This window comes from Paracoccus cavernae (assembly GCF_042430175.1).
GTDB lineage: Bacteria > Pseudomonadota > Alphaproteobacteria > Rhodobacterales > Rhodobacteraceae > Paracoccus > Paracoccus cavernae.
Genome location: NZ_JBHMDZ010000034.1, coordinates 1 through 10,781 on the forward strand (window position 1 = coordinate 1; position 10,781 = coordinate 10,781).

General features: G+C 59.0%; 9 protein-coding genes and 3 pseudogenes. 5 read left to right on the plus strand and 7 right to left on the minus strand.

From position 1 onward, the window contains the following. Nucleotides 1-77: 77 nt before the first annotated feature. Nucleotides 78-242: a hypothetical protein gene (locus ACFFUC_RS12700; RefSeq protein ID WP_377686742.1), complete on the minus strand. Its 165-nt coding sequence runs from the start codon at nt 240-242 to the stop codon at nt 78-80. A 486-nt stretch (nt 243-728) separates the two neighbouring features. After that, nucleotides 729-1,226 (minus strand): hypothetical protein, encoded by a 498-nt coding sequence (locus ACFFUC_RS12705; protein WP_377686744.1) that lies wholly within the window; start codon nt 1,224-1,226, stop codon nt 729-731. A gap of 63 nt (nt 1,227-1,289) precedes the next feature. Between ACFFUC_RS12705 and ACFFUC_RS12710 the strand changes: the two genes are divergently transcribed. Further along, nucleotides 1,290-3,989, plus strand: a complete 2,700-nt coding sequence (locus ACFFUC_RS12710; protein ID WP_377686745.1) for a hypothetical protein — start codon at nt 1,290-1,292, stop codon at nt 3,987-3,989. A gap of 184 nt (nt 3,990-4,173) precedes the next feature. Here ACFFUC_RS12710 and ACFFUC_RS12715 read toward each other — a convergent pair whose 3' ends face one another. Beyond that, a complete protein-coding gene (locus ACFFUC_RS12715) occupies nt 4,174-4,890 on the minus strand; it encodes a glyoxalase superfamily protein (protein ID WP_377686747.1) in 717 nt (238 codons plus the stop codon). A gap of 513 nt (nt 4,891-5,403) precedes the next feature. On the opposite strand from ACFFUC_RS12715, the gene ACFFUC_RS12720 reads away from it, so the two are divergent. After that, complete coding sequence (locus ACFFUC_RS12720; protein ID WP_377686748.1) at nt 5,404-5,757, plus strand: ankyrin repeat domain-containing protein; 354 nt, start codon at nt 5,404-5,406, stop codon at nt 5,755-5,757. 461 nt (nt 5,758-6,218) lie between these two features. Here ACFFUC_RS12720 and ACFFUC_RS12725 read toward each other — a convergent pair. Beyond that, nucleotides 6,219-6,332 (minus strand): annotated as a pseudogene (locus ACFFUC_RS12725) (IS3 family transposase); the annotation flags it as partial. A gap of 94 nt (nt 6,333-6,426) precedes the next feature. Next, a pseudogene (locus ACFFUC_RS12730) lies at nt 6,427-6,761 on the minus strand (integrase core domain-containing protein); the annotation flags it as partial. 136 nt (nt 6,762-6,897) lie between these two features. On the opposite strand from ACFFUC_RS12730, the gene ACFFUC_RS12735 reads away from it, so the two are divergent. Next, nucleotides 6,898-8,178 carry an IS110 family RNA-guided transposase gene (locus ACFFUC_RS12735; protein ID WP_377686750.1) on the plus strand — a complete coding sequence of 427 codons (1,281 nt, stop codon included), beginning with the start codon at nt 6,898-6,900 and terminating at the stop codon, nt 8,176-8,178. 216 nt (nt 8,179-8,394) lie between these two features. Here ACFFUC_RS12735 and ACFFUC_RS12740 read toward each other — a convergent pair. Next, nucleotides 8,395-9,203 (minus strand): annotated as a pseudogene (locus tag ACFFUC_RS12740) (IS3 family transposase); the annotation flags it as partial. A gap of 484 nt (nt 9,204-9,687) precedes the next feature. Here ACFFUC_RS12740 and ACFFUC_RS12745 point away from each other — a divergent pair. Further along, nucleotides 9,688-9,996: a PRC-barrel domain containing protein gene (locus ACFFUC_RS12745; RefSeq protein ID WP_377686752.1), complete on the plus strand. Its 309-nt coding sequence runs from the start codon at nt 9,688-9,690 to the stop codon at nt 9,994-9,996. Nucleotides 9,997-10,021: 25 nt separating this feature from the next. Continuing rightward, nucleotides 10,022-10,228, plus strand: coding sequence for a hypothetical protein (locus ACFFUC_RS12750; RefSeq protein WP_377686754.1), 207 nt, complete (start codon nt 10,022-10,024; stop codon nt 10,226-10,228). 75 nt (nt 10,229-10,303) lie between these two features. On the opposite strand, the gene ACFFUC_RS12755 is transcribed toward ACFFUC_RS12750, so the two are convergent. Continuing rightward, nucleotides 10,304-10,465, minus strand: coding sequence for an integrase core domain-containing protein (locus ACFFUC_RS12755; protein WP_377686756.1), 162 nt, complete (start codon nt 10,463-10,465; stop codon nt 10,304-10,306). Between the last annotated feature and the right edge of the window lie 316 nt (nt 10,466-10,781).

A 10,781-nucleotide genomic window follows, 5' to 3' on the forward strand; every position in this document is an offset into this window, starting at 1 on the left:
CCAAACATGACCCGCTTCGCATAATCTAAAGGTGGGTCAGTTCTCGGTGGAAAAACCGGGTCACGTCTCGACAGAAATCAACACTCATATGGGGCAATGACGCGATAAGCAGCGTCTGAGATGGCAAGAGGTTCCGCCTTCTCGAGCGCATCTTTCAGGCCGTCTATGGCCTTCGAGAGCTGTTCAATGTTTCGGCGGAATTTTTCTTTCTCAGCAGTCTTGATGATGATTGTGCTCGTCATGATGTCACTTAGTTCGCGCAAGGGATGTTTCATTGACAAATGTACAACCATAAGCAGGTTAGCTTGAAAAGATGTGATTAAAATGAGCCTCTGGTCATTTTGAATTACTCCTGTTCCGCCACCTGCCCATAGGCGAAGTCGATGTGCTCCTTACAAGATCCCATGGCTCTTGGATCGCGGGCGTGCCCTCGGTCGCTATGGCGCGGCGAAGGACGTTGATCTCGGCGTACATTTTCGTGCCGCGCCGGTTGCCGTAACGGGCGGGCCTCCCAAGTTTATCCGCAAGGCCCGCGGGCGTCAGTCTGTTGATTTCCGTCGAGACGTGACCCGGTAGACGGGATAATTTTCATTAAGAATTGACCCATGTGACCCTTCTCCCAACGCAGCGAGCGACGGGGGACCGAGGCCAGCGGCGCGATACCGATGATGACCATCGCGATCATCAGCCATATCCGGCGGGGCACTTTGCTCATCCTTGCCTCCGGATCAGCTGCGTATGCGTCCTGTGACTGCCGCTCCGAGCAACGCCACCAGCCCCGCGCCAATCGCCGCCCAATCGAGAAGATGTGCGTTTAGGTCGCCCTGATTGGCTGCAGATATTCGGCGGGCTGCCGCCTGCGCGTCATCGCCCGACGCCTGCGCATCCATCATCGCGACCATACCGATATCGCGGCATTTGGGCAGCAGGAGCGACAGGGCTTCGGCGTCGTTTGCACTCTGGTCGCGGACCAGCTGTTCGCATCGCGCCAAATCTGCCGCACTGACGCGCGCCCCGGCAAACTGCCGATAGCCGCAGCCCAATGATAGCAAGAAGAAGTTTCTGCACAGGAGTATCCATCCGCATTTCCAATTTCCTCCTGTAGCACACAAGTCTACCACGAACAGCCATGCCGGATCCGGGCCAGAAGCATATGCCATGCGGCGCGGCGGAAGAATGCTGGATGCTGAGTCTGAGTGCTTGGAACCGGCCGCATTCAGGTCCATTCTGTCAGGCATCCGCGGGCGGTGTCTGGGCGGACCCCAACGAAATAGCTTTGGCGACGTTTGATGACCAAAATCACCTTGCCTGCCGTGATCTTGCTGCTCGTGGGGGTCGCGGTCCCCGCGCAGTCCCAAGATCTTGCAGCGCATCAGCCGCTCGAAGTCCGCCACGTCTGTGCCGCGCAACCCATCTTCGCTGCGCCGGAAGGGAGGCAAACGGGCAAGCTCGCGGCGGGGGACGAGGTCTTGCTGCGCGATGTCACATTCGGTCCCGGTGCTGCGGCTTGGTTCGCGCTGGACTACGCCACCGGCAAGGGGCTCGAGCGGGCGGTTGGGTATCTGCCGGTGGCCGAGGTCACGCATTTCTGTCCCGCGCCGCCTGCCGCCCCCGTCGGCGATGGGGCTGCCAGCTATCTGGCCCCCCCGAACACCTGCCACCTTGTCGCTGGGTATGAAGATACGCTTGAAGGGCTGAACGATCTTGCCGCGTCTTTGCCCGCATTCGCGCCTTCTGCGTCGGGGTATCGCCTCGATACCGGCCGCTATGCGCTGGTGCTGGGCTTGCTGAGCACCGGAGCCAGTGACCGGATCATCCGCCTGTCGGACCAGCTGCCACAGGACAGCTTCTGTGCCTCCGGCGCCGATTTCCGCGCCGCTTTGGTCCACGAGGCAACAGGCTTTACCGAGGTGGAGAGGGGCCGGTCGCAGGATACCGCGACTTTGCTGGCCGAAGCGCGGCAGGTCGGGGATCCCGCCGGGGTGAAACACGCCTGCGATCTTGGCCTTGGTCCGGCTTGCACCGCATTTGCTAGCCATATCTATGACACAATTGAAGGCCCGGACGGTGGTCCGGCCGTTGTTACACGTTACGGCCTGCTGGGCTGCATGGCCGGCGATCTGGAGGGGTGCCGGTTGGCGATCAACCGGCAGGACAATACTCTGGAACTTGCACGGGCTCAGGCCCTTGCCGGCAGTGCGGCGGCTGGCGACCGCGTCACGACGGAACTGGCAAAGCTGCTTTGCGATGCACAGGACCGCGTTGGCTGTGTCCTGCAGGCGCGCGGGACGGCTGCGGGCGGAACGCCTTCGCTGGTCGAGGCGGCATCGAATTTTGCCGCCAATCTAAACGCCTGTCAGCAAGGCATCAGCTGGATCTGCGAGGCGTTGGAGGAGGGTTTCAGCGCGGTGACGACTGCACGGGGGAACGGACCAACTGCGAATGAACGCTTTGCGCTGGCGGGGATCGAGGCAGAGATCTGCACCCAGGGTCCGCGCGGCCCCAATCAGCGCGACTGCAAAGCCGCATATTACCTGTACCGCGATTTCCTGACTTACGGCGATTCCACCGCGCTGGATTCGGCGCGAGTGGATCAGGCCAGCACCTTCCTGACCAGTGGATGCGCGGCGGGCGATCCTGCGGCTTGCGGCACGCTGTCAAAACTGCCAAATTTCTGGCCTACGGTCGAACGTCACGCCGCCGCCGCCCGCGCCATTGCTCTGTGTGATGCCCAAGGCACCAAGGACAGCATCTGCGACAGCCTTGGTGCGGCCGTTGACCCGATGCTGACCCAGGCCCGCCCTGCTTTGCGCGCAAGATATGACACGCTGGCGCAGTCCTGCCTGACGCCGGATGGCGAATCTTCGCAGGATTGCATCCAGGCGCTGCACATCTATGCCGCGCTAGGGACCCCTGACGGGCTGGACACGGTAGAAGCAATGCTGATCGCGGCCTGCACGCCTGCCAACATCAAGGGGTGCGAGCCACTATCGCGAATTTACGCCAATGACGGATATGAAGCTCAGGGCGTGACCATCCCCGCTCGTGATGACCCGGAGGCCTATCTTGCAGCCCTGCGCTTGGGATGCCGCAGCGGGCGTGACCAAGCGGATGCAGGCAATACCTGCGCCCAGCTTGCGGATGCGATGACCGAGGGCGGCGACGATCAGGGTGCGCTTCGGGTGCGCGCTTCGGCTTGCGAGGCGCTGATGGCCTCCGGAAACGATCAAGACGCCTCGGCCTGCTATGACGCGGTAAAGCTGGCACTGGAGCAGAAAACGCGCCTGGCCGAGGCGCTTCTCTGGGCCGACTTCGTTTGCGATACGGCGGACGTCTCGGTTGCGCCCTATGGCTGCAAGCTTGCCGGCAACATTCTGTCCCAAGGGTTGGGCCAACCCGCTGATCCGGACCGCGCGCTGACCGCCTATCAGCGCGGCTGCTTTCATCATCATGTCAACACGACCGATGGCGAAGCCTGCCTCATCTATGGCTCGATGCTAATCGACAGCGTTCGCCGTGGCGAGACGACGGCACAGCCCCTCGCTTTCGCCCATCGCGAAGATGGTGAAGATCCCACGCCACAGATCGTGCTATCCGAGGCTTCGCGCGCCTTCGACATGGGCTGCATGGATGGTATCGTACAGGCCTGCGCGGCCAACACGAAACTTCTGGAGGAGTGGAGCATCGGCAATTTGCCCCACGACGCGTTCGCCTGCCAGGTCCGCAACGCATCAGGCCAGGTGACTTCGGCAAAGCCCTGCCGAGGCTTCATCTTCTATCAGGCCTCGGCAGAGATGCATAAGACCCGCGAACAGATCGGGTTGAATGTCTATGTCTGGCCGGACGGCGACCGCAGCGTGACCTATGTCCGGAACGGGATCTGGAGGCTGAACGAAGTCAGGACGGAAGATCCCGTGACCGAGGCGGATACACGCTGCTGGCACAACCCGATCTCGTCCCGCAGCTTCTGCGTTGTGCCGGAAGGTTGACGGCTGGGGATCGAAGAACGCGGCCCTCTTCTGCCCGTCGGCACCATCAGGTGCCGCTATGCAGCATTCCGAAAGCTATCGCTAAGTCCTGACACAGCCCGTACGCGCAGGGACGGTCTGCTATGCGGACAAAGCGGTCACTGGAGTGGGAAGGCAGTCCGTAGACAGGACTTGCCATTTGCAGTTACTGCCCTGAGAAAACCAAATTTGTTGGCTTCTCAAGCATCTTACCAACGCCCACGGTTACAGGCCAATCTGCCTGCGCCTCGCCAAAATTAAGTTCTTTTACGCGCATGCTGCCGTGATTGTTGAGCAGCAAGCCATAGTGGATGCTGGCAGCGTTATCCGGAACGTCAAGAACCACGCGGCGGGCTACCCATTCATTAGTGCCGCGCAAAACACCGTCGCTAGCGCGATCCAGCATGTTGTCAAACCGGAGTGCCTGTCCGAGGGCCTCATCGACGCGCATCCATAGTGATGCTGCATCCGCATCATCAGTACGGATCATCGCCGCGAGAGCCACTTTTTGTCCACGATACGGCGCTGCGGAAATGCTCTGCATCATCACCCCGAAACTGTCGGCCGGTAGGACGATACCGCAGTTTCGCTCAACGCGGCAGGCTATCTGCGCAACCCCGGGTTGCGACGCATTAATACCGATCCGGTAAAATGTGCGATCCGTATGTCGCGTTATCTTCCAGCCATTTGGCAGAGGAGGATTGTCAGCTGACATACGACTATCAGTAGCGGCGATGTGTGCAGACAGCTGGTTCCAGTCCCTGAACCCGAACTGCTCGGCAATAAGCTCCAAGCACTCGCTGTGCGAACGCTCTACTCCATTGCTGGCTAGCGAGTGACGGAGATTTTTTGCCAGAATTTTGGCATCCATGAAGCTGTGCATGTTCTGTTCCCCATAGGGCGGAAACGCTTTCGCGTGCCAGTGCTCGCATTGCCGACGATCCGCCCACCAAGGTTAGAGATCATGATGCAGAACGAATGCATTCACCATTCCGAATTCGGACGCGAGCGGCAGGCTGCATCAGCCCCCCGAAATTCTAGCGACCATGGTGAACGACCGCAACGGGGAATGGGGGTAAGGACACATGCTGTCTGGAGCCACCAATGAAAGCCCGTCTTCATGGGATGTCTTAAAATCCTGCCTTTCGTATTCTTCCTGGGGCCCGGCAGCCTTTTGTCTGACACCCTCTCTGGAGCGTTGGACGGGGACACTACAGGCTGCCATATTTTTCAGGATGACTGGGCGGGGTTGATGCATTCCGAAGCTGATGTTGAAAACTTCGCAGAAATTCTGCACAACGCAGATGAGCAGGTCGTTCGCGAATGTCTTCAATGAGATCCCGGTCTTGCAGTTGCGAAGCTGCCCTCCGGCTGGCCGGTATTCCTCGAGCAATCTATGCTCCCAGAGCCCCCAATCATTGACTTGATGATCGCGTCCGGAGCAGATCCCGATGCACGAAGCCCTGAGGGCGAGACGCTTCTGCACCTGACAGGTGATCCCGAAGCCATACGTAAGCTGCTGTCTCATGGCGCTGACATTAATGCATTGGATAGTCGAGGCTACACGCCGATGATGGGGCATGCACCCTATCCTGAAACAGGCCCGGATGCGATTTACACCCTGTTTGCAGAAGGGGCTGATCCCCATGTTCATGGGCTGGATGGCAAGACGGTTTTTGATTTGCTGCCCCAGGGTGAGCGATTCGACTGTCTTCGGCGACATCTGCGCGACAAAGACCACAATCGGTAACTTCCTGGCCCAGGAACGAAGGGCAGCTCCGTCCGCAAAGCTGCCGTTCCTGATCCTATCTGGCGCGAGGTCGAGGCGGCAACGACAGCATTGACGTGGAGAGCCCTTGACCTGCCCCCTGCTCTGCCTACCGATTTTGGACCACCTGAAGCCGGAGCTTTCGACCGTGGTCACGGCGGCGGACGCGGAGCCCTCAAATTGCTCAAGCGTCCGGCGCGCTTCGAGCGGCGTCTGGTTCCCAAGCGGCACGAGGCGAAAACGCGACGCATTTTCGAGACAATCTCTTCCCGCGTCGGCGGCTTGTTTACCCTCCGGCAACCAGAAGCATCAACCGCCGCCCGTCCGAGGCAACCAGCTCAAGCCCGTCGACGCCAGTTCTGGCCGCTGCAACCTGCTCGAGCAGCTTGAGGAGGGTCATCGGTATTCCCTTAGATCCTTGTGGGCGCGTGAGGCAACGCAGCCCAATCCATTCTGGTGAACTGGCTGCCCTGATCGGAGTGGATCAGCACCTTTCCCTTCGGCTTTCGCCGCCAGACAGCCATGAGCAGAGCTTGCAAGACGACATCCGTGACCTGCCACTGAACTTTCATCCAGCCGTGACCGGAGCCCGTTGGTTATTGCTCTGCCTACCGATTTTGGACCACCTGAAGCCAGAGTTTCCGGCCTTGGTCATGACGGCGGGCTGGTGACGCCGTCGGGAAAGTGCAGTGCGCTCGGGACGTTGTAGCTGATGGCGCTGTGGGGTCTGTCGTCGTTGTAGTGTCTGCACCAATCCTCCAGCTTTTCGGCCGCGTCCGCATGGCTCATGAACCAGTGTGCGTTCAGGCATTCTGACCAGAGCTTGCTGTTGAAGGTGAGGAGGGATCAGAAAACAGTCCGGGGGACTGTTTTCCCCGACGTAAAAGGAAACCGTTGTCCGTGGGTTTTCCGGGCCGGGAGAAGTCGAGCGTGACGCCCTTGGCATAGGCCGATAGATCAAGGTCGCGCGAGATGAATTCGCTGCCATAGCATATTGGGAAGACAACGCCGATCGAGGTTATGGCGGCCTGCGCAGCCTTCAAATCGCGTAGCAGGTGGCCATAACCGGCACTCAGGTCTCTATGATGGTTTTGCGAACCAACACCACAGAGGAGACCAACTATGGCCAAGTCGAAGCATATGCAGGATGCCCGCGTTTTGGTAGGCATCGATATTTCCAAGAGCCGTCATGAAGTGCTGATTGCGGTGCCTGGAAAGTCCCGGCGCAAGCGCATGACTGTCCTGAACACGGGCGAGGGCTTCGCGCGCCTGATAGATGTCTTGTCCAGCTTCGGACTGCCTGTCACGATCGGCTTTGAGGCCACGGGCAATTATCACCGCGCTCTGATGTTCGCGCTTGGCCGCGCCGGCTTCCATCTCAATCTGGTCTCGTCCGTAGCCTTGGCAAGGACCCGCGAAGCCTTGCATAATTCCTGGGACAAGAATGATCCGAAGGACGCTCAGGTCATTTTGCGCATGCTGGAGATCGGTGCGGTGCAGATCTTCCACGATCCGCTGGTCGCGGGCACCTGCGATATCCAGGAGATCTCCAAAACCTATGAGATGGTAGCCAAGGCGAAGACCGAGCTGTGGCATCGGATACTGACCCATTACCTGCCGCTCTACTTCCCCGAGGCCGACCGTTTCCATCGTAGTTCGCGCGGCGACTGGTTCCTGGCCTTTTTGGAGGCCTGGCCGTCCCCCCATATGATCACGGCTATGGCCAAGGAAACGTTCATGGCAAAGGCGTGGCCGATCATTGGGCGTAAGGTGGGTAAGGCCGCGCTTCTGGCTGATATCTACGAGACATCAAGGACTTCCGTGGGTTTGCCTGTCGATCCAGACTCGGATGCAATTCGCATGTTCCGGCTGGTGCTGTCACAGGGACGGGCCCTCATCCAGCACCGCAACGCAATCGAGGCTAGGGCTGTCGAGCTTTTGTCTGATCACCCAGACTATAGGCTGCTCATCTCCATCCCCGGTATTGGGCCCATCAATGCTCTTGCAGTTTTGGCCGAAGCCGGTGATCTGCGACGCTTCCGTCATAATCGGCAATTCCTGAAGTTCTGCGGCATGGACCTGGCCACGGTCCAGTCGGGCTCTTTCCGAGGCCGGACAAAGTTGTCCAAATATGGCAACGCCCGCCTGCGCCGCACTCTATGGATCGCCGGGCAGGCCGCAGTTCTCAAGCCCGCCAACAGCTTTCGCGACAAGTTCGAGCGCTACATCTCGCTTGATCGCCGCAACCCCGATCTGCGCCGCAAGGCCTATACTGCCATTGCAGCCAAGATGGCGCGCACCATTCACGCCGTGATCAAATCCGGCGAACCCTATCGCCCCTTCTTCGAGGGGGTGAGCCCAGGCGGAAGGACCTCTCTCACTTCTGGCCGTGGAGGCGCCTAGCGCGACCTCGTAGATAATGTTCGGGCCTTCCGCTTGGAATTTAGGATCTCGTTTTAAGGACGGTGAGGGCAGCAAGATCTGACCCTGTATTTGCTAAGGAAGAGACCAATTCTTGACGGCGGAGCCCGCTTGGGCAATCCTATGCTGGCAGTCGTGCACACGACAGCCCCGAGATCTGATGCCAAAATCGGCCACTGCTTCCCGCCCTAGGACGTTGTCGACCCTGATCGTCTTCGGATAACCGATCTTGCGACAGATCCGTTCCAACGTCTGGACCACGTCCTCGCCACGATACTGGAAGCGCGCATCGGTCGCCGGACAATAGCGGGAATGCGTATCGACAATGGTCAGGATCCGCAGCTTCTTGCCCAGAGCCAATTGGTCGTGGACAAAATCCATCGCCCAGACATCGTTCGGACCGACGGCTTCCACACGGTCGTCACGCAGCTTCGCCTTCACACGCCGCTTTGGCGTCTTGTTTCGCAACTGCAGGCCTAACGCTCTGTATACATTATAGACCATCTTGATGCTGACCTCCCAGCCTTCTCGCTCGGGGACGACGTAAACGCGACGGTAGCCATAGCGCACTCGCGTTTCGCAGATCTCCCGGATCCGCCGTTTCAACTCTGCCGGATCGGTGCGACGGGATTTGTGGTGGTAGCTTGAGCAGTCAAACCTCAGAGCCCCACACGCCCTGCGGATCGAGACTGCCCAGTCTGCGCACATCCCGCGAACCAGTTCACGCGTCCGCTCCGGCTTCAGAGCTTTCGCCGCACAACATCCTGCAACATCTGCCCGTCGAGCGTCAGGTCTGCCACGATCCGCTTCAACCGCGCGTTCTCATCCTCAAGCTGCTTCAGCCGTCGCATCTCGTCCGGCAGCAACCCGCCGTATTTCTTCTTCCAGGCAAAGTAAGTCGATTGCCCGATCCCGGCCTTGCGGCAGATCTCCGCAACCGATGTGCCTTCCTCGCCCTGTTTCAGGATAAACGCCTTTTGCGCCTCGGTGAACTTAGATGCCTTCATCGTTCTCAGCTCCATTCCCAGCCAGGGAAACGTTAGCCGAAAACTCCAGCTTCAAACGATCCAGTTTCGAGGGGGCAGAGCACGCGCTAGAAGCTGTAATTAGCGCCGCGCCCTCTTTGACTTCGAAAGGTGCAGTGCTCGATGCGCTGATCTGCAGCATAAGCCAGCAATGGTTACACCAGAAACTCTAGCGCCCGATTTAAGTTCGAACCGAGCTCTCGCGGTGCGCGCGCATCTGCGGTCAATGCCGACGGAGAGATAGACTTGAACTTCGACCGCAGCCGCTTGACTCGCTACGATAGCAGCTTAGGCGCGGAATTTTTTCGGGCGCGACCTTCTTCAGAATAGGCAGGCTATCCGATTTGAGCCGCTGCAGGTTTGGCTAATTACTCGGCCAGCCGGCGAGCGATCGCGCTAGCGTGAAGGAACAAAAAGGATCTGCAGCGGTTCCTGACCCGTAACGAAATCGAGAAAGGAGAATGAGATGGATCATACCAATCATGTCCGCCTGAACGATAGTGAGCTTACGGAGGCTATCCTGAATGGCGCGCCAGTTTACGGGCCAGACGATAGCCAGGTTGGCGCGATTTCCGAAGTTTACGGTTCCGGTGCCGAAGCTACTGTGGTGGTCGATGTCGGCGGATTCCTAGGAATTGGCGCAAAACCTGTCGAGATCCGAGCGAAAGACCTCGACCTTATGCGCGGCGAAGATGGCGTAGTGCACGGCCACACCAACTGGACCAAAGATCAGTTGAAGGATCTTCCAGAGTTCACGCCTCGCAATATTCCTTGAACTCATTCGATGAAGGAGCCTCATTATGACCGGCAAGTTCGATCCGAAAGAGGAAAACGAAAAACACAACGTTGCGCAAAATGCGCAGCAGGACAAGATGGCGAATGCTGATCCTGTCCTAAACCCTAAACAGATGAAGCGCTCAAATGAGCCGAACGCAGGCGGACAGAACCGGGAGGCCGGCGATCGCAAAGCTCGGCAGAATGACCGCGCCACTAACGGCGGAGAGTAGACAAGCTTGCGGCGAGGTACCTTCTTCCTCGCCGCACAATGCACCGTTCGCTATCACTTGTGTTCTGCCTATCAATTATGGACCATTCGAAGCTGGAGCTTTCGGCCGTGGTCGGGGCGGCGGGCTGAAGACGCCGCCGGGAAGGTGCAGTGCGCTCGGGACATTGTATCCAATGGCGCTGTGGGGTCGATCGTCGTTGTAGTGTCTACGCCAATCTGTCGATGAGGCGCAACAGATCGCAACCGACTGGCTATGGACTTAGAACAATGAGCGCCCCAGCGCGAGTTGTGTCTGAATAGCCCCATGTCTCGTGGACGCCTTCTTTGCTAATTTTGAGGCAAGGAGGCCTTGATGGGCACAGCCGCTCCCCTCCTGTTGATTTCCGTCGAGACGTGACCCGGTAGACGGGATAATTTTCATTGAGAATTGCCCCATGTGACCCTTCTCCCACCGCAGCGAGCGACGGGGGGCCGAGGAGTGATCCACATGGGACTTTTGAATGTCATCCGGCGGATGGCCCTGCGACAGAAACTGCCGATCCGTGAGATCGCAC